The sequence below is a fragment of the Enterobacter sp. DVT3837 genome (genome assembly GCF_056238685.1).
The window spans coordinates 2,897,704-2,916,506 of sequence record NZ_JBWDLA010000001.1 but is presented as its reverse complement, the minus strand read 5'-3'; the positions used below and the strand labels follow the sequence as shown (position 1 = coordinate 2,916,506).

16 protein-coding genes are annotated in these 18,803 nt (G+C 53.2%); 3 read left to right on the top strand and 13 right to left on the bottom strand.

All coding sequences use genetic code 11. The annotated features are described in order from the left end of the window. Nucleotides 1-6: 6 nt before the first annotated feature. From nuoI to lrhA, 9 genes are all read right to left on the bottom strand, one after another. Nucleotides 7-549 (bottom strand): NADH-quinone oxidoreductase subunit NuoI, encoded by a 543-nt coding sequence (nuoI, locus tag AC0XWG_RS14440; RefSeq protein ID WP_003861491.1) that lies wholly within the window; start codon nucleotides 547-549, stop codon nucleotides 7-9. 13 nt (nucleotides 550-562) lie between these two features. Continuing rightward, nucleotides 563-1,540 carry an NADH-quinone oxidoreductase subunit NuoH gene (nuoH, locus tag AC0XWG_RS14435; RefSeq protein ID WP_008500211.1) on the bottom strand — a complete coding sequence of 326 codons (978 nt, stop codon included), beginning with the start codon at nucleotides 1,538-1,540 and terminating at the stop codon, nucleotides 563-565. Next, entirely contained in the window at nucleotides 1,537-4,260 is a 2,724-nt protein-coding gene (nuoG, locus tag AC0XWG_RS14430; protein WP_475680731.1) for an NADH-quinone oxidoreductase subunit NuoG, read from the bottom strand. The genes nuoH and nuoG overlap by 4 nt, the downstream gene beginning before the upstream one ends. 54 nt (nucleotides 4,261-4,314) lie before the next feature. Further along, entirely contained in the window at nucleotides 4,315-5,652 is a 1,338-nt protein-coding gene (gene nuoF / locus AC0XWG_RS14425; RefSeq protein ID WP_023312536.1) for an NADH-quinone oxidoreductase subunit NuoF, read from the bottom strand. Beyond that, nucleotides 5,649-6,149: an NADH-quinone oxidoreductase subunit NuoE gene (gene nuoE / locus AC0XWG_RS14420; RefSeq protein WP_006176513.1), complete on the bottom strand. Its 501-nt coding sequence runs from the start codon at nucleotides 6,147-6,149 to the stop codon at nucleotides 5,649-5,651. Before nuoE ends, nuoF begins: the two co-directional genes overlap by 4 nt. A 2-nt stretch (nucleotides 6,150-6,151) precedes the next feature. Then, nucleotides 6,152-7,954: an NADH-quinone oxidoreductase subunit C/D gene (nuoC, locus tag AC0XWG_RS14415; protein ID WP_028016245.1), complete on the bottom strand. Its 1,803-nt coding sequence runs from the start codon at nucleotides 7,952-7,954 to the stop codon at nucleotides 6,152-6,154. A gap of 89 nt (nucleotides 7,955-8,043) precedes the next feature. Then, nucleotides 8,044-8,718 (bottom strand): NADH-quinone oxidoreductase subunit NuoB, encoded by a 675-nt coding sequence (gene nuoB / locus AC0XWG_RS14410; protein WP_003861482.1) that lies wholly within the window; start codon nucleotides 8,716-8,718, stop codon nucleotides 8,044-8,046. A gap of 15 nt (nucleotides 8,719-8,733) precedes the next feature. Continuing rightward, nucleotides 8,734-9,174, bottom strand: a complete 441-nt coding sequence (nuoA, locus tag AC0XWG_RS14405) for an NADH-quinone oxidoreductase subunit NuoA (RefSeq protein ID WP_014171000.1) — start codon at nucleotides 9,172-9,174, stop codon at nucleotides 8,734-8,736. A gap of 630 nt (nucleotides 9,175-9,804) precedes the next feature. Then, on the bottom strand, nucleotides 9,805-10,743 hold the full coding sequence (lrhA, locus tag AC0XWG_RS14400; protein ID WP_028016244.1) for a transcriptional regulator LrhA: 939 nt from the start codon (nucleotides 10,741-10,743) through the stop codon (nucleotides 9,805-9,807). 936 nt (nucleotides 10,744-11,679) lie between these two features. Here lrhA and alaA point away from each other — a divergent pair. After that, entirely contained in the window at nucleotides 11,680-12,894 is a 1,215-nt protein-coding gene (gene alaA / locus AC0XWG_RS14395) for an alanine transaminase AlaA (RefSeq protein WP_108090831.1), read from the top strand. A gap of 94 nt (nucleotides 12,895-12,988) precedes the next feature. Then, nucleotides 12,989-13,588, top strand: a complete 600-nt coding sequence (gene yfbR, locus AC0XWG_RS14390) for a 5'-deoxynucleotidase (protein ID WP_475680730.1) — start codon at nucleotides 12,989-12,991, stop codon at nucleotides 13,586-13,588. Nucleotides 13,589-13,628: 40 nt separating this feature from the next. Here the strand turns inward: yfbR and AC0XWG_RS14385 are convergent, their stop codons facing one another. The 4 genes from AC0XWG_RS14385 to yfbV all read right to left on the bottom strand — a co-directional run bounded on the left by AC0XWG_RS14385 (nucleotide 13,629) and on the right by yfbV (nucleotide 17,250). After that, the gene (locus AC0XWG_RS14385) at nucleotides 13,629-15,461 is read right to left on the bottom strand and encodes an SLC13 family permease (protein ID WP_475680729.1); all 1,833 of its coding nucleotides are present in this window, start codon (nucleotides 15,459-15,461) and stop codon (nucleotides 13,629-13,631) included. Between the two features lie 76 nt (nucleotides 15,462-15,537). Then, entirely contained in the window at nucleotides 15,538-16,197 is a 660-nt protein-coding gene (locus tag AC0XWG_RS14380) for a sugar phosphatase (RefSeq protein ID WP_049005854.1), read from the bottom strand. A gap of 11 nt (nucleotides 16,198-16,208) precedes the next feature. Continuing rightward, nucleotides 16,209-16,703, bottom strand: a complete 495-nt coding sequence (locus AC0XWG_RS14375; RefSeq protein WP_028016239.1) for a YfbU family protein — start codon at nucleotides 16,701-16,703, stop codon at nucleotides 16,209-16,211. Nucleotides 16,704-16,794: 91 nt separating this feature from the next. Further along, nucleotides 16,795-17,250: a terminus macrodomain insulation protein YfbV gene (gene yfbV, locus AC0XWG_RS14370; protein ID WP_028016238.1), complete on the bottom strand. Its 456-nt coding sequence runs from the start codon at nucleotides 17,248-17,250 to the stop codon at nucleotides 16,795-16,797. A 337-nt stretch (nucleotides 17,251-17,587) separates the two neighbouring features. On the opposite strand from yfbV, the gene ackA reads away from it, so the two are divergent. After that, nucleotides 17,588-18,790 (top strand): acetate kinase, encoded by a 1,203-nt coding sequence (gene ackA, locus AC0XWG_RS14365; protein WP_028016237.1) that lies wholly within the window; start codon nucleotides 17,588-17,590, stop codon nucleotides 18,788-18,790. Nucleotides 18,791-18,803: the final 13 nt, after the last annotated feature.

Genomic DNA, 18,803 nt, shown 5'->3' with positions numbered 1-18,803 from the left:
CTCTCCTTACGGTAACAGGCTCTTGACGTCGATAGGCTTAGCTTCGTTCTCTGCTTCGCCCTTATCTTTGCCGTCGATTGCCATACCCGCCATCCGGTAGAAGTTATATTCCGGGTATTTGCCCGGACCGGAAATCAGCAGATCCTCTTTCTCGTACACCAGGTCCTGACGCTTGTACTCACCCAGCTCGAAGTCTGGAGTCAGCTGAATCGCCGTGGTTGGGCACGCTTCTTCACACAGGCCGCAGAAGATGCAGCGTGAGAAGTTGATGCGGAAGAACTCAGGATACCAGCGGCCGTCTACCGTCTCTGCTTTTTGCAGAGAGATACAGCCGACCGGACACGCTACCGCACACAGGTTACAGGCAACGCAGCGCTCGGAACCGTCCGGGTCGCGCGTCAGCACGATACGGCCACGGTAGCGCGGCGGCAGATATACCGGTTCTTCCGGGTACATCCGGGTTTCGCGTTTCGCAAACGCGTGCAGGCCGATCATCCAGATACTGCGTACCTGGGTACCGAAGCCTACCAGTAATTCTTTTAAGGTCATGGTCTATAGCCCCTTATGGCTGCTGCCAGAGAATGACAGCGGCCGTTACCAACAAGTTGACGAGCGTCAGCGGCAGGCACACTTTCCAGCCGAAGGACATTACCTGGTCATAACGCGGACGAGGTAACGCTGCGCGAATCAAAATGAACATCATCATGAAGAACGCGGTTTTCAGCGCGAACCAGATGAACGGCGGTAAGAACGGGCCATGCCAGCCACCAAAGAACAGCGTTACCATCAACGCGGAAATGGTGACAATACCGATGTACTCGCCCACGAAGAACAGACCGAATTTCATACCGGAATATTCAATGTGGTAACCGTCGGCCAGTTCCTGTTCGGCTTCTGGCTGGTCAAACGGGTGACGGTGACACACCGCCACGCCCGCGATAGCAAAGGTAATAAAACCAAAGAACTGCGGGATAACGTTCCAGATGTCAGCCTGGTTGTTGACGATGTCGGTCATGTTAAATGAACCGGCCTGCGCCACCACGCCCATCAGGGAGAGCCCCAGGAACACTTCGTAGCTCAGCGTCTGCGCGGAAGCACGCATCGCACCCAGCAGGGAGTATTTGTTGTTACTGGACCAGCCTGCGAACAGCACCGCGTAAACCGCGAGTCCTGCCATCATCAGGAAGAACAGAATGCCGATGTTCAGGTCAGCCACAACCCAGGTCGGGCTGACAGGAACGATGGCAAACGCCAGCAGCAGCGAGGTGAAGGCGATCATCGGTGCCAGAGTAAAGATCACGCGGTCGGAGAAGCGCGGGATCCAGTCCTCTTTAAAGAACATCTTGATCATGTCCGCAACCAGCTGGAGTGAACCACCCCAGCCCACGCGGTTCGGTCCGTAACGGTTCTGGAACAGACCGAGCAGACGACGTTCACCAAAGCTCATGAACGCGCCGCAGGTGACAACCACCAGCAGGATGACAATCGCTTTCAGAATGCTCAGCAGGATGTCGATAAGATCCGGCGTTAACCAACTCATGCTTTTGCCTCCTGCAGATTATCAAGACGCGCACCCGCCAGTACCGGCGCGATGCCAGGCATACCCATTGGCAGACCCACCTGCCCTGCTGTCAGGCCTTCAGAAATAATCAGCGGCAGGCTGATTGTCTGACCGTCGTAGCTAAAGGCGATGTTCGCGCCCGCATTAACGCCAAGCTTCGCGGCATCCGCCGGGTTGAGCTTGATGTATGGCTGAGGCATACGTTGCTGGAATACCGGAGAGCGCTGGGACAGCTCGTCGCTACCAAACAGATGGTAGTACGGGGCGATACGCCAGTTCCCTTCCTGAGCCTGGAAGCTCGCCGGAACAGTCGTGAAGAAATCCAGACCGGTTTCGGAGGCTTCGATCAGACGCACGCCCGGATCGCCGTGACGCAGAGAACCGCCCACTTCCGCCTGGAACTTGTTCCATGCCTGTGGGGAGTTCCAGCCCGGTGCCCATGCGAATGGGATCTGTGAACGCGGGGCAGACGGCTGGTTGTTCCCTTCCATGGAGAAGGCGAACATAGTGTCTTTATCCTGCGGTTGACGCGGTTCGTGCACGCTGATGTTGGCGCGCATTGCGGTACGGCCACTGTAACGGTGCGGTTCACGCGCCAGTTTCTGGCCACGAATGCGGAAGCTCGCTTCAGGGGCAGCATCTTTAATGCCTGCCAGCTGAGGCAGTTTTTCGACAACCGCGTCGATAACGTGGTCGAGCTGCGTCCAGTCCACTTCACGGCTCTGCACGGTGCTGTGCAGGGAGTGCAGCCAGCGCCAGCTTTCCAGCATCACGGTGTTGCTGTCGTAGTACGCCGGGTCGTAAACCTGGAAGAAACGCTGCGCGCGGCCTTCGTTGTTAATAACCGTACCGTCGCTTTCTGCGAAGCTTGCCGCAGAGAGGACCAGGTGCGCTTTATCCATAATCGCGGTGCGCTGATGGTCGATCACCATCACCAGCGGCGCTTTGGAGAGCGCGGCGTCAACGCGTGCGGCAGAAGCATGGCGATGAAGGTCGTTTTCCAGCACCACAACGGCGTCAGCAGCACCGGAATCCAGTTCGCTCAACGCAGCTTCCAGCGAGCCGCCGCCAATCATCCCCAGACCAATGCTGTTTACCGCACGGGCAACCATGGTCACGCCAACGTCAGCACCGCGGCCTTTCAGGGCTTTGGCAACGTTCGCTGCCGCCTGAATGATCTCCGCGCTTCCGGCGTTAGTACCAGAAATAATCAGCGGTTTCTTCGCACCCGCCAGCGCCTGAACAATCACGTCAACCTTGTTTTGCAGGTCGCGATCCAGTTCAACGGCCGGAGAGTTGTTGTCCAACGCGTGTGCAATGGCAAAGCCAAGACGGGCCTGGTCTTCAACCGGCGCGCGGTAGGTCCACGCAGCGATATCATCCAGACGGGTGTCATCAATGCTGGTCACAAACAGAGGATGCTTGGCGCGCTGACCGATGTTCAGGATTGCCGCAATCTGCCAGTCAGCCACTTTCTGGGCTGCTGCCATTTCACGTGCTTTACCTTTCACCGCCTGGCGAACCGCCAGAGCCGCGCGAGCGCCGGTCTGAGTCAGGTCTTCACCCAGCACCAGAACTGCATCATAGGATTCGATTTCGCGCAGCGCAGGAGTATGAATACCGCCTTCGCGCAGCACTTTCAGCACCAGTTGCAGACGTTCCTGCTCACCCTGGGCGATACCGGTGTAGAAGTTTTCAGCCCCGACCAGTTCACGCAGCGCGAAGTTACTTTCAACGCTGGCACGTGGGGAGCCGATACCGATCACTTTCTTCGACTGACGCAGAATATCTGCCGCGCCCTGCATCGCCTGTTCAGCATTCAGGGTGATCAGGTCATCGCCACGACGCTGAACCGGCTGACGCGGACGGTCTTTCAGGTTCACATAGCCATAACCGAAACGACCGCGGTCGCACAGGAAGTAGTGGTTAACGGTACCGTTATAACGGTTTTCGATACGACGCAGTTCGCCGTAACGTTCACCCGGGCTGGTGTTACAGCCGAGAGAGCACTGCTGGCAGATGCTTGGTGCAAACTGCATGTCCCATTTACGGTTGTAGCGCTCGGAGTGAGTTTTATCCGTGAATACGCCGGTCGGGCAGATTTCTACCAGGTTGCCGGAGAATTCGCTTTCCAGCGTACCGTCTTCCGGACGACCAAAGTAGACGTTGTCATGTGCGCCATATACGCCCAGATCCTGACCGTCTGCATAGTCTTTGTAGTAACGCACACAGCGGTAACAGGCGATGCAGCGGTTCATTTCGTGAGAGATGAACGGCCCCAGATCCTGGTTGCGGTGGGTACGTTTGGTAAAGCGATAACGACGGAAGCTGTGACCGGTCATGACGGTCATATCCTGAAGGTGGCAGTTACCGCCTTCTTCACAGACCGGACAGTCGTGCGGGTGGTTGGTCATCAACCATTCCACAACGCTTTCGCGGAACTGTTTAGCTTCTTCGTCATCAATCGAAATAAAGGTGCCTTCGGTGGCTGGCGTCATACAGGACATCACCAGGCGACCACGCGTGTCTTCCGCGTTTTGATATTGCTTCACCGCACACTGGCGGCAAGCACCGACGCTGCCCAGCGCCGGATGCCAGCAAAAGTACGGAATATCAAGGCCGAGCGACAGACAAGCTTCCAGCAGGTTGTCCGCCCCGTTGACCTCATATTCTTTGCCGTCTACATGAATCGTAGCCATTAGCATGCTTCCAGTTGGCTCGGTCGAAACCGAGCGTTAATCAAAATTCTGTCTTTACCAGCGCGCTTTCAGCAGGTTCGGCTGAATCCCATTAATGGCATGGGTATTGCTGAACGGCTGCTTGATGCCTGCTTCGAATTCGTCGCGGAAATATTTAATCGCGCTCTGCAGTGGCTCGACGGCACCCGGTGCGTGGGCACAGAAGGTTTTGCCTGGGCCCAGGAATCGACACAGTTGCTCAAGTGTCTCAATATCACCCGGCTGGCCTTCGCCACGCTCGATAGCACGCAGGATCTTCACGCTCCACGGCAGACCATCACGGCACGGTGTACACCAGCCGCAGGACTCGCGGGCAAAGAACTCTTCCAAGTTACGCACCAGCGACACCATGCCGATCTCGTGGTCGACGGCCATCGCCAGCGCCGTACCCAGGCGGCTGCCTGCTTTACCAATGCTTTCGAATTCCATTGGCAGATCAAGGTGGGCCTCGGTCAGGAAGTCTGTCCCTGCCCCACCCGGCTGCCAGGCTTTGAATTTCAGGCCATCACGCATACCGCCAGCATAGTCTTCAAGAATTTCACGTGCGGTGGTACCGAACGGCAGCTCCCAGACGCCAGGGTTTTTCACGCGACCGGAGAAGCCCATCAGCTTGGTACCGGCATCTTTGCTTGAGGAGATGCCCTGATACCACTCCACGCCGTTGGCGAGGATTGCCGGAACGTTACACAGGGTTTCGACGTTGTTTACGCAGGTCGGTTTACCCCATACGCCGGAGCTTGCCGGGAACGGTGGCTTGGAACGCGGGTTCGCACGACGACCTTCCAGGGAGTTAATCAGCGCGGTTTCTTCACCGCAGATGTAACGCCCGGCACCGGTGTGCACGAACAGTTCGAAGTCAAATCCAGTGCCCAGAATATTTTTACCGAGCAGACCCGCTTCGGTGGCTTCGGCAATCGCGCGACGCAGGTTTTCTGCCGCTTCGATGTACTCACCACGCAGGAAGATGTAGCCACGGTACGCTTTCAGCGCGAACGCGGAGATCAACATACCTTCCACCAGCAGGTGCGGCAGTTGCTCCATCAGCAGGCGGTCTTTATAGGTGCCCGGCTCCATTTCATCGGCGTTACACAGCAGGTAACGGATGTTCATGGATTCGTCTTTTGGCATCAGGCTCCACTTCAGACCCGTGGAGAAACCTGCACCACCGCGCCCTTTCAGGCCGGAATCTTTTACCGCGTTAACGATATCGTCCGGTGCCATGCCACCGAGGGCTTTACGCGCACCGGCATAGCCGTTTTTGCTCTGATATTCGTCGAGCCATACCGGCTGTTTGTCATCGCGCAGACGCCAGGTCAGCGGATGGGTCTCAGCAGTACGAATTACCGTTTTCATTTGTACTGCTCCAGCAGGTCAGGAATGGCTTCCGGCGTCAGATGGCTGTGAGTGTCCTCATCAATCATCATGGTCGGCCCCTTGTCGCAGTTACCCAGGCAGCAGGTTGGCAGCAGAGTAAAGCGACCATCGAACGTGGTCTGGCCCGGCTTGATATTGAGCTTCTTCTCAATTGCTGCCTGAATGCCCTGATAACCGGTAATGTGACAAACGACGCTGTCACAATAGCGGATCACATGGCGGCCTACCGGCTGACGGAAGATCTGGCTGTAAAACGTGGCTACGCCTTCTACGTCACTGGCCGGAATACCCAGCACTTTTGCGATCTCATAGATCGCCCCATCCGGCACCCAACCACGCTGTTTCTGTACGATTTTCAGCGCTTCAATGGACGCCGCACGCGGGTCTTCGTAGTGGTGCATCTCGTGCTCAATGGCGGCACGCTCTGCTTCACTCAGCTCAAAAGCCTCGGTCTGTGGTTGTTGATTTTCGTGCATAATTAGCGGTCCACATCTGACATAACAAAATCGATACTACCCAGATACACAATCAGGTCGGAGACCAGACTGCCGCGGATGGCGGACGGGATCTGCTGCAGATGCGCAAAACTCGGCGTACGCACGCGGGTACGGTAGCTCATGGTGCTGCCGTCACTGGTCAGGTAGTAACTGTTAATACCCTTGGTCGCTTCAATCATCTGGAAGGATTCTTGTGCCGGCATGACCGGGCCCCAGGAAACCTGCAGGAAGTGGGTGATCAGGGTTTCGATATGTTGCAGCGTGCGCTCTTTCGGCGGCGGCGTCGTCAGCGGGTGATCCGCTTTGAACGGGCCTTCCGGCATGTTGTTGAGGCACTGCTCAAGAATGCGCAGACTCTGGCGCAACTCTTCCACTTTCAGCATCACGCGGGTGTAGCAGTCGGAAACGCCGCCGCCAACCGGGACTTCAAAGTCGAAGTTCTCATAGCCAGAGTAAGGACGGGCTTTACGCACGTCGAAATCAATACCGGTCGCACGCAGACCTGCACCTGTCGTACCCCACTCCAGCGCCTCTTTCGCACCGTAGGCAGCAACGCCCTGGGAACGGCCTTTCAGAATGGTGTTACGCAGTGCGGCTTTCTCGTAAGAGGCCAGACGTTTTGGCATCCAGTCGAGGAATTCACGCAGCAGACGGTCCCAGCCGCGCGGCAGATCGTGTGCCACACCGCCAATACGGAACCAGGCAGGGTGCATACGGAAACCGGTAATTGCTTCAACCAGATCGTAGATTTTCTGACGGTCGGTAAAGGCGAAGAAGACCGGAGTCATCGCACCCACGTCCTGAATGAACGTAGAGATGTACAGCAGGTGGCTGTTGATACGGAACAGCTCGGACAGCATAACGCGGATCACGTTAACGCGATCCGGCGTAACGATACCCGCCAGTTTCTCAACGGCCAGCACGTATGGCATTTCGTTTACGCAGCCGCCGAGATATTCGATACGGTCGGTATACGGAATGTAGCTGTGCCAGGACTGACGCTCACCCATCTTCTCAGCACCACGGTGGTGGTAGCCGATGTCAGGCACGCAGTCGACAATCTCTTCGCCGTCAAGCTGAAGAATAATACGGAATGCACCGTGCGCAGACGGGTGGTTCGGACCGAGGTTAAGGAACATGAAGTCCTCGTTGTCGGTACCGCGCTTCATGCCCCAGTCTTCCGGCTTGAAGGTCAGCGCTTCCATCTCCAGATCCTGCTTGGCTTTGGTCAGCTCAAACGGATCGAATTCGGTGGCACGTGCCGGGTAGTCTTTACGCAGCGGGTGGCCAGTCCAGGTATGCGGCATCATGATGCGCGTCAGGTGCGGGTGGCCATCGAAGGTCATGCCGAACATTTCCCAGGTTTCACGCTCATACCAGTTGGCGTTCGGGAAAAGTTTGGTGATCGTCGGCAGATGCATGTCGTTTTCAGACAATGCCACCTTGAGCATGATATCCGTATTGCGGTCTATTGAGATCAGGTGGTAGAAAACGGAAAAATCCGCAGCAGGGAGGCCCTGGCGGTGGGTACGCAGACGTTCATCCATGCCGTGTAAGTCAAACAGCATGACGTACGGTTTTGGCAATTTCTTGAGGAAATCGACAACTTCCAGTAATTGCTCACGCTTCACCCAAACAACGGGTACCCCGGTGCGGGTAGCCTGAACAGTAAAGGCATCCGGCCCAAAACGGTTGCGCAGTTCGCCAATGACTGGGTCATCCAGATGATCCCGTGTCTGCCAGGCGGCTTCTTGCGCGGTTAAGTCGGTCATATTGTTCACCATTGCAAATGGTCCGTGGTGACTGTTGAGCCTGGCTTCGCGCTATTTGAGTAGTGATATGCGAAGGTGTTCTCCAGGCCTACAGGCGCAAATTAAATTTCGTCAGGCGTACGCAGATTGGTGACGGCAATACGTTCACCACGTTTACGCTCGCGCTCAGACTGCATGTTCGCGCGATACACACCCTGATCGCCAACAACCCACGACAGTGGGCGACGTTCTTTACCGATAGACTCCTGCAGCAGCATCAGCGCCTGCATGTAGGCTTCCGGGCGTGGCGGACAACCCGGGATGTACACATCCACTGGGATAAATTTATCTACGCCCTGCACGACGGAATAGATGTCGTACATACCGCCAGAGTTTGCACATGCGCCCATGGAGATTACCCATTTTGGCTCCAGCATCTGGTCATAAAGACGCTGAATAACAGGTGCCATCTTGGTAAAGCACGTACCGGCTACCACCATCAGGTCAGCCTGACGTGGGGAAGCACGCAGTACCTCTGCCCCAAAACGCGCAACGTCATGCACCGCAGTGAATGACGTCACCATTTCAACGTAGCAGCAAGAAAGGCCAAAGTTGTAAGGCCAGATGGAGTTCTTACGACCCCAGTTGACCATATCGTGCATGGCATGCTCGAGTTTGCCCATGTACACGCTTTTATTGACTTCTTGCTCCAGGGGGTCGGTTACGATCTCCTGTTTTTGCAGGGGGTAACGGTCATTCTCACCGTTAGGATCTATGCGGGTGAGCGTATAATCCATCTTATTGCCTCGCTGTTACTGCTGACGATTAGAGATACTGTTTTCCGGGTTGATGTGTTCACGACGTGAACGCGCAGGCGTCCAGTCAAGCGCGCCAATGCGCACCAGATAAACCAGACCGGCCAGTAGCACTAAAATGAAAATTGCGGCCTCGACAAAGCCCACCCAACCACTTTCGCGGATGGACGTTGACCATGCGAAAAGGTAAAGCGCTTCCACGTCAAAGATGACGAAGAACATGGCTACCAGATAGAACTTGGCAGACAGGCGTAAGCGAGCGGAACCTACTGAATCAATACCTGATTCGAAAGGTGTGTTTTTGTGCCTTGCACGGGCGCGACCGCCCAGGAACCAGCCGCCGACTAACATCAGGCAGCACAGGCCAATGGCTACAATAAGAAAGATTGCGAATGCCCAGTGATGAGCGATGACTTCTGTGGATGTTGACATACTCATTGCTTACTCATCAAAAGTGATACCTACGACACTGCTCTTGCTGGCAGATGGGCATCACATCGATTCATGGGGAGGAACAAATAACCTTACACTAACTGTCAGAAATGAGACGGAGACAGCAAAATGATGGGGTTTTTTACTCCTTTCTATAACCTATTGTCAACTTTAACAAAGGTTTCTTCACATTAAATTACATCGAGCGATTCTCATTAACATTTGGTGCCCTTTAACCCTGGTGGGTGCATGACTTTCCGTCAAATGTATGTTGTTGAATCGTGTCCGTTTCGGAAGTAAAAAAAATAACCCTCCTATTTTGACAGGATTTGCCAGCGATTCCTCCCCCCAAATAGGAGTATTTTCTTGATCTGCGACACGCTTTTGTTAATTCAACCGGAAAAACGGCAACATATTTCCTGTTTTTTTAACATGAGAGAGATGTGGATGAAGTTAGAACGGGAAACGGACAAGTTTTAAGCAAAAGCATTTAGCTTATTGATAAATAGAGAGTATCCTGAAAATCCATGCGCCATAAGCGGGTATTATTGCCAAAAAAAAGCCACTGCATGCGAAAATGGCATGAGCGGCTTTTTTTTACACTTACATTTTGTTACCAGAATTTTGAGCTATTGATCACTCAAAATCACCTTCAACGATCAGGGAATCATCCCCCCCTTCGGAGGTAACGTGTTCGAACTGCCACGGGTTATGGTAGTTTTCCATTGCCTCGAACACCACTTTCGCCAGCTCGTTATGGGTGGACGAGTTGTGGCAAAGCAGATATTCCGTATCGGGCAACACCGGAAGACCATCAGACTTACCCAACACACGCAGATCAGGGCTCATCATCTCTACCGGGCGTGCCGTTACGCCAAGCCCTGCTTTCACAGCAGCGCGAACCGCTGGCAACGTGGAAGCCACATACGCTAAACGCCACGGAATATTGGCTTCATTTAACGCCGTCAGCACCATATCGCGGAAAGGACTTGGGTCATCCAGTAAAACCAGTGGAACAGGCTCCCCTTTTTGCAGCACATATTCTGCTGCGCAATACCAGTGCGTTGGCGATGTACGCAACGTCAGGCAATCAAACTGCCCGGGACGATGCGTGGTGACCACCAGGTCGACCTTTTTCTCATCTAACATCTCAACCATAAAGGCATTGCGTTTTACGCTCACATCCAGCGCAAGCTTCGGATAAACCGAACTAATTCGATTGAGAAGGAACGGCAATATCGTATCTGCTGACTCATCAGATGCCCCTAAGGTTAACACCCCCTGGAGGTTGCTAAACATTAATGACATACATGCTTCATCATTAAAGCGAAGAATTTTCCTGGCATAACCCAGAAGCTGAATACCGTGTTCCGTTAAGAGCTTATTACGCCCATGACGGGCAAAAAGCTCTTTACCAACCAGTTGCTCCAGCCGCTGCATTTGCTGGCTAACGGCGGACTGGGTTCGGCAAACGGCGGCAGCAGCAGCTGCAAAAGTGTTGAGATCGGCGACCGCAACAAACGTTCTCAGCAGATCGAGGTCGAGATTCATTATCGGACGATTTGCATTTATCATATCTATTCACTTTCAGGTTGCTCGTGCGGAGCTGCCCGGGTTGAAGCTGTGTGTAACAGTTAAGCAATTCCCTCTGAAGGTTTTCCCTCGCATCCCGGCCCGGCAGACTGCCTGACAGATAGTTATTGTGCTGCTTTATATCAACAGTCAGAAAGCACGTTTCATGACGTTATTTTTATTCTCTTAAACGTTCAGGATATTTAGATGTTCGCAGGGTTATGTAAATTACATTAAAGGTACAACACCTTTTCTGCCATCTATATCGCAGCGCTGTCAACGTAGCGGGAAATGTTCGACACATCCCAGCCAGAGATAACTCCAACAATAACAATCAATTAATTCAGATAAGCAGTTCCAGATAAACAAAACATATGCATCTGTTGCCTGCTTTCCTGAAAGACATCTTAACCCAAATCCACTTTATTTATAAGTCTTATTGCAATATTGCGGATTAAAACGGGTTGTTAACCTTCTAAACTGATTTTATTAATATTAACTAAAGTTGCATTTTGTTCGTTAATAATAAATAAATTTTAATTTAGATTAAGGTCTTTCATTAATAATGCTTAACATTAATTTCACATGAGTAACTTTTAGCCACATCATGCTATTACGGTCAAATGTAGCAAGCATTCAGGTTTTACGAAAAGTCACGCAGCGTGACTTCCCACTCGGAGCCGCTCGCCAGTTATTTTCGCCAGCACAATATACAGCATTTTTCCAAATGAACAGTACAATTAACCTAAGCATGTGCTGTGCGCATAACTTTAAGACAGTAAAGAGGCACATCTATAGCGAAATAGATTCACCAGACTTTTGCTCTCTTCACAAAATCTTCTACTGCACACCCTTCAAAACGAAGCGAGGGGGGAGTACATTATTCCGTGCTAACTTCCACGGCAGGGAGTGGCAATAATAGCAAAAAGGTTAAGGTTCATGTCCCCTATCGAAAAATCCAGCAAGCTAGATAACGTCTGTTATGACATCCGTGGCCCGGTTCTGAAAGAGGCAAAACGCCTGGAAGAAGAAGGCAATAAGGTTCTTAAACTCAACATTGGTAACCCTGCGCCATTTGGTTTTGAAGCGCCGGATGAAATTCTGGTTGATGTGATCCGCAACCTACCCACCGCACAAGGCTATTGCGATTCAAAAGGACTTTACTCCGCGCGTAAAGCTATCATGCAGCACTATCAGGCTCGCGGTATGCGTGATGTTACCGTTGAAGATATCTATATTGGTAACGGCGTCTCTGAACTGATCGTGCAGGCGATGCAGGCGCTGCTGAACAGCGGCGACGAGATGCTGGTACCTGCGCCGGACTACCCGCTTTGGACGGCAGCCGTATCATTGTCCGGTGGGAAAGCGGTGCACTACCTGTGCGACGAGTCTTCTGACTGGTTCCCGGATCTCGATGATATTCGTGCGAAAATCACCCCTCGTACGCGTGGCATCGTGATTATTAACCCGAACAACCCTACGGGTGCGGTCTATTCCAAAGAACTCCTGATGGAGATCGTCGAGATCGCCCGTCAGCACAACCTGATCATCTTTGCCGACGAAATTTACGACAAGATCCTGTACGACGCGGCGCAGCATCACTCTATCGCCGCGCTGGCACCAGACTTGCTGACCGTGACCTTTAACGGTCTGTCTAAAACCTACCGAGTGGCCGGTTTCCGTCAGGGCTGGATGGTATTGAACGGCCCGAAAAAACACGCCAAAGGCTATATTGAAGGGCTGGAGATGCTGGCCTCCATGCGTTTATGTGCCAACGTACCGGCGCAGCACGCGATCCAGACGGCGCTCGGTGGCTATCAGAGCATCAGTGAGTTTATTGTCCCTGGCGGTCGTCTGTACGAACAGCGTAACCGCGCATGGGAACTGATCAACGACATCCCTGGCGTTTCGTGCGTGAAGCCGAATGGCGCGCTCTATATGTTCCCGAAAATTGACGCGAAGCGCTTCAATATTCATGACGACCAGAAAATGGTGCTTGATTTCCTGTTACAGGAAAAAGTGCTGCTGGTTCAGGGAACGGCGTTTAACTGGCCGTGGCCGGATCACGTGCGTATAGTCACGCTGCCGCGCGAAGACGATCTCGAAATGGCCATCAGCAGATTCGGGCGATTCCTTTCCGGCTATCATCAGTAATCTTAAAAATCAGGCTACCTCGGTAGCCTGATTTGCATCTTCCCTCCCCTCCCCGCACAATGAAGTCTGTCGCAGTGAAGACAAAAGGTACCTTATGAGTCAGAGTCATTTCTTTGCCCACCTCTCCCGCCTGAAACTCATCAACCGCTGGCCGCTGATGCGCAACGTGCGCACTGAGAATGTATCGGAGCACAGTTTGCAGGTTGCCATGGTTGCTCACGCGCTGGCCGCCATTAAGAACCGCAAATTTAACGGCCTGGTCAACGCGGAACGCATTGCCCTGCTGGCGATGTACCATGACGCGTCTGAAGTGCTGACCGGCGATCTGCCTACGCCGGTGAAATATTTCAACTCACAGATTGCGCAGGAATATAAGGCCATCGAGAAAATTGCCCAGCAGAAGCTGATCGATATGGTGCCTGAGGAGTTACGCGATATCTTTGAGCCACTAATCGATGAGCATCAGTACACGGAAGATGAAAAGTCGCTGGTCAAACAGGCCGACGCGCTATGCGCCTACCTGAAGTGTCTGGAAGAACTCTCTGCAGGAAACAACGAATTTTTACTGGCGAAAACGCGTCTGGAGAAAACGCTTGAATCCCGCCGCAGCGAAGAGATGGATTATTTTATGCAGGTGTTTGTACCGAGCTTCCATTTATCGCTGGACGAGATTAGCCAGGATTCGCCGTTGTAACTTTTGCCGGGTGGCGGCTTCGCCTTACCCGGCAAAATTCTCAGAACGGGAACAGGACCGGTATCAATACCACGCACACCAGCATCACCAGCACGGTGAACGGCACGCCCAGTTTCACAAAATCGCTGAATCGGTAGTTCCCCGGCCCCAGTACCAGGGTATTGACCGGTGAAGAGACTGGCGTCATAAACGCTGCTGATGCCGCCATCGCCACCATCATCGCAAAGGGATACGGCGACACGCCCATGGATTTCGCCATCGCCAGCGCAATCGGCGCCATCAATACCGCCGTCGCGGTGTTTGAGATAAACAGACCGATGGTGGCGCACATAATAAACAGGCAGACCATCATCATGTACGGCCCATACCCGCCGCCAACGTCCATCAAACCTTTAACGATCAGATCTACCCCGCCGGTTTTTTGCAGCGCCAGGGCGAAGGGCATCATCCCGACGATGAGAATAATGCTCGGCCAGTGAATCGCTTTATACGCACTTTCGGCGTCAATACAGCGGAATTTTCCCATCAGTAAACAGGCAATAATCGCCGCCACAGGGTTAGGTATTTCATCGGTCAGCATCAGCGCGACCATTAGCACCAGACAAAAAATGGCGTGGGGAGCCTGACTGTGGGCCGGAGAGGCATCGCTCTCCTCAACTGGCATGTTGAGCACCACAAAATCACGCCCTTTTTGCCCGAGCTGGCTGATGAGCTTCCAGTTACCGACGACCAGAAAAATATCCCCCAACTGGATAGGCTCATCCACGACGGCCCCATCTATCGCGACGCCATCACGCTTCAATCCCACCACGTTTAAACCATAGCGGGTTCGGAAACCGATTTCGCGCACGGTTTTACCCAGTAATTCCGATTCCGGGATCAGCGACACTTCGGCCATGCCGACATCGAGCGCCTGGTCTGAGAAATACTCTCCGCGCAGTACCATCGGCTCCAGCATTTGCTCGCTACAGAATTCACGCAGATCCACATCTGCGGTGGACATATCAATCAGCAGGACATCCCGCGCACGGAATTCCGAAACCCCGTTAACGTTGACGATAACCCGGCGAAAACGACGCCAGCGCTCTACACCGATCACATTCGCGCCATAACGTTCACGCAGCCTCAGGTCGTCAAGCCGCTGCCCAACCATCGGCGAACCGGGGCGAATGGCCAGACGGCGCGCACGCCCTGTGAGGCGGTACTCTTTGATCAGATCGCGGAAGGTACGTCGCTTCCAGCCTTCTTTGGTTTTATCCTGCTTTTCCCCTTTCAGAGCAAAACGGGTCAGCAGCATGTAGACCACGCCCAACAGAAGAATGACCAACCCAAGCGGGGTGACGCTGAAAAAACTGAACCCCTGGAATCCTTCCCGGATCAGCTCGCTGTTAACAACCAGGTTTGGCGGCGTTGCCACCAGCGTCATCATACCGCTGATCAAACCCGCAAAACTCAGAGGCATCATCAGGCGCGACGGCGAGGTCTGCATCCGCATGGAAACACTCAGCACCACCGGGATAAAAATCGCCACCACGCCCGTTGAGCTCATAAACGCCCCCAGCCCGGCGACGGTCAGCATCAGATAGATCAACATCTTTGTTTCACTGCTACCGGCCACCTTCACCAGCCATGCTCCCATGATGGTCGCTACGCCGGTACGCACCAGTCCATCGCCAATAATAAACAGGGCGGCAATCAGAATGACGTTGGGATCGCTAAACCCGGAGAAGGCTTCCGGCAGCGTGAGCGTACCGCTCAGCACAAAAGCAACGATGATAAACAAGGCGACCGCATCCATACGCACCTTGCCCGTGGCGAAAAGAATGATGGCGATTAAAAGCAGGCTAAGGACCCAAATCAGTTCACCGTTCACAACATGTCCTTGTCAGTGGGAGATGAGAATTTTTTACCATAAAAAAGCCCCAACAAGGTGGGGCTATATCATGGGATTACATTTTCAGCGAGACTGTTACAACGCCATCTGGTGCTTTTGAAACAGCCAGTGCCGTCAAAGAATCAAGTACAAAGTCCGCTTCACTCAGCCGGGGGGAGCCCGTCGGAACGTTGACGGCGATAACGTGGCTACCGGCGTTTAACCCGGCAAGGACACCTGCTGCTGCATCTTCGACCACTACACACTCTGCCGGAGCGAGCCCCAGCAATTCAGCACCCAGTAAAAAAGCGTCGGGTTCAGGTTTTCCGCGCTTAACGCGCTCCGCCGTGATAAACACTTCGGGCGTTGGCAGACCTGCCGCCTTGTGTCGGGCGTGAGCAACCGGCACGGAACCGGAGGTGACAATCGCCCATGGGATCTGTGCCTCGTTCAGATGCTCAAGCAGTTCGCGTGCCCCTGGTAATGCAGTGATGCCGTCCGTATCGGTGGCTTCAATGTGTTCCAGGTATTTGAACTCCGCCTGAATGTCGTCCTCAGAGCGTCCGGCCAGGAAGTGCCTTAGCGAGGTTATGGCCTGTTTGCCATGGATAAAATTCAGCACGTCCTGATGGTCGATGCCATGTCTGTCAGCCCAATGGCACCAGGAGCGCTCCACAACCGGCAGCGAATCCACCAGCGTACCGTCCAGATCAAACAGAAAACCTCTACACTGCACACGCACCTCCGTCAGGCATTAATGATTTGTTGAATTTCGTTGCTGCTTAAATGGTACTGGCGCGGACAGCCGTGCCACGCGCTCAACATGCGCTGGTATTTATCCCACATTGGGGTCTGCGCGTTGAAGCCGTGAGTGCCCGCATCAAAGTGGGTATAACGCCCCTCGGTATTCACCATAAAGCGAACATAGCTCAGATAACGCGCTTCTGTAGCAGCATCAAAGCCTAAGAAGGTGACACGGCGCTCGTCAATGGACTGCTGATCTTTAAGATTCGTCCAGGACACATGCAGGGCGTGATACATCTCCATAATGTCGATCACGATGCGGCAGGTTTCTTCTTTCAGCTCACCAAACTCGCGATCCAGTTCGCGCATTTGCAAACCAAAGCCGCGTTCGACGATGGTCTGCAGGCGGCTGTAGCGCGCAGCGTTATCGGGATCAAGCATAGTCATCATCTTGTACTGGTTAGACAAAATCAGACGTTGAGCATGGGTCATTTCCATCTTTCGACTCCTGTAGCGCATTGCACTTAAAAAAAAGACACGGTAACTGATTGTTACTGTGCCTTCTTTTAATAGTCGTTTCGATGATCAATCACAAATCATCGAGGAATGTTTTATCAAGTTGCTTAAAAGCTCGCTTAAGCGTGTCGGCCAGCGCCTGGTAATCCGGCTTGCCTTCGACCGGGGCAAGCGCCTGGCCTGCCTCTTCCAGTTTTCCGCGAACTTCATAAAACCAGTGTAAAATAGAAGGCGGAAGCGGTGTGATGGAGCGTTTACCTAACCACCAGAGCCCCTGCATTGGCAGACTTAACGCGAAAAGCGCCGTCGCGACCGCCGGACCAAGCTGACCGCCCAACGCGATTTGCCAGCACAGGGTAAAGATAGCGACGGGAGGCATAAATCGAATCGCATAGCGCGTTGCGCGGATGGTACGATTCTCTATAAACATGGGTGCAAGACGCTTTTCCATCGGCCACGTCTTTGCGTAATGCTGTCCCCGACGAAACAGACTAAAGAAATTTACGGTCGGGTTCTCTGGTGTCGACATGGCTGTACCTCAACTTCACATATAAAATTTAAAATTTTCGTGCAAAACCACAACAGGCGATGACAACGTTCAAAATATTTTGTCATCCCTACCCCGTATCGGGTATCCTGTGCCAGCCTGATAGGGCCATAGACGAGAATCATTAACTCGTCAAATTATCGCATATTATGCCATTGTCTGAAAAATGTTCAAAATGGCATAAAATCATAGGTATTTCTTTCATCATGCCAGAATGTTCGTTTGGCATGATGTTAATCATAAATGTCTGAGTCATCATGCGTTACGCTGTTAGACTCACTGACGTTTTTTTAGCCACGTATCAATAATAGGTACTTCCATGTCGAGTAAGTTAGTACTGGTTCTGAACTGCGGTAGCTCCTCACTGAAATTCGCCATCATCGATGCGCTCAACGGTGACGAATACCTCTCTGGTTTGGCCGAATGTTTCCATCTGCCTGAAGCACGTATCAAGTGGAAGATGGACGGCAGCAAACAAGAAGCGGCTTTAGGTGCAGGCGCCGCTCACAGTGAAGCGCTGAACTTTATCGTTAACACTATTCTGGCACAAAAACCAGAACTGTCTGCTCAGCTGACTGCGATTGGTCACCGTATCGTCCACGGCGGCGAAAAATACACCAGCTCCGTCGTGATCGACGACTCTGTTATTCAGGGCATCAAAGATGCTGCCTCGTTTGCACCGCTGCACAACCCGGCGCATCTGATCGGTATCGCTGAAGCGCTGAAATCCTTCCCGAATCTGAAAGATAAAAACGTGGCCGTGTTTGACACCGCGTTCCATCAGACCATGCCGGAAGAGTCTTACCTCTATGCCCTGCCATACAGCCTGTACAAAGAGCACGGTGTTCGTCGCTACGGCGCGCACGGCACCAGCCACTTCTATGTGACTCAGGAAGCGGCAAAAGTACTGAACAAGCCAGTTGAAGAGCTGAACATCATCACTTGCCACCTGGGCAACGGTGGTTCTGTTTCTGCTATCCGCAACGGTAAATGCGTTGATACCTCCATGGGTCTGACCCCACTGGAAGGTCTGGTGATGGGTACACGTTCCGGTGATATCGACCCGGCGATTATCTTCCACCTGCACGACACTCTGGGCATGAGCGTTGATCAGATCAACAAGATGCTGACCAAAGAGTCTGGCCTGCTGGGACTGACCGAAGTGACCAGCGACTGCCGTTATGTTGAAGACAACTACGCAGAAAAAGAAGACGCTAAACGTGCAATGGACGTTTACTGCCACCGTCTGGCGAAGTACATCGGCTCTTACACTGCGCTGATGGAAGGCCGTCTGGACGCAGTTATCTTCACCGGTGGTATCGGTGAGAACGCGGCAATGGTGCGTGAACTGTCCCTGGGCAAACTGGGCGTTCTGGGCTTCGACGTTGATCACGAGCGTAACCTGGCTGCCCGTTTCGGCAAGTCTGGCTTCATCAACAAAGAAGGCACCCGCCCGGCTATCGTTATCCCAACTAACGAAGAGCTGGTCATCGCGCAAGACGCAAACCGTCTTACCGCCTGATTCCACACCGCCA

Excerpts from the sequence above, each read along its gene's own strand:
- nuoA (WP_014171000.1), bottom strand. The coding sequence starts at position 9,174 with ATGAGTATGTCAACATCCACAGAAGTCATCGCTCATCACTGGGCATTC.
- nuoH (WP_008500211.1), bottom strand. The coding sequence starts at position 1,540 with ATGAGTTGGTTAACGCCGGATCTTATCGACATCCTGCTGAGCATTCTG.
- ackA (WP_028016237.1), top strand. The coding sequence starts at position 17,588 with ATGTCGAGTAAGTTAGTACTGGTTCTGAACTGCGGTAGCTCCTCACTG.
- yfbR (WP_475680730.1), top strand. The coding sequence starts at position 12,989 with ATGAGTCAGAGTCATTTCTTTGCCCACCTCTCCCGCCTGAAACTCATC.
- nuoI (WP_003861491.1), bottom strand. The coding sequence starts at position 549 with ATGACCTTAAAAGAATTACTGGTAGGCTTCGGTACCCAGGTACGCAGT.
- yfbV (WP_028016238.1), bottom strand. The coding sequence starts at position 17,250 with ATGTCGACACCAGAGAACCCGACCGTAAATTTCTTTAGTCTGTTTCGT.
- alaA (WP_108090831.1), top strand. The coding sequence starts at position 11,680 with ATGTCCCCTATCGAAAAATCCAGCAAGCTAGATAACGTCTGTTATGAC.
- nuoG (WP_475680731.1), bottom strand. The coding sequence starts at position 4,260 with ATGGCTACGATTCATGTAGACGGCAAAGAATATGAGGTCAACGGGGCG.
- nuoF (WP_023312536.1), bottom strand. The coding sequence starts at position 5,652 with ATGAAAACGGTAATTCGTACTGCTGAGACCCATCCGCTGACCTGGCGT.
- AC0XWG_RS14375 (WP_028016239.1), bottom strand. The coding sequence starts at position 16,703 with ATGGAAATGACCCATGCTCAACGTCTGATTTTGTCTAACCAGTACAAG.
- nuoB (WP_003861482.1), bottom strand. The coding sequence starts at position 8,718 with ATGGATTATACGCTCACCCGCATAGATCCTAACGGTGAGAATGACCGT.
- nuoE (WP_006176513.1), bottom strand. The coding sequence starts at position 6,149 with ATGCACGAAAATCAACAACCACAGACCGAGGCTTTTGAGCTGAGTGAA.
- nuoC (WP_028016245.1), bottom strand. The coding sequence starts at position 7,954 with ATGGTGAACAATATGACCGACTTAACCGCGCAAGAAGCCGCCTGGCAG.
- lrhA (WP_028016244.1), bottom strand. The coding sequence starts at position 10,743 with ATGATAAATGCAAATCGTCCGATAATGAATCTCGACCTCGATCTGCTG.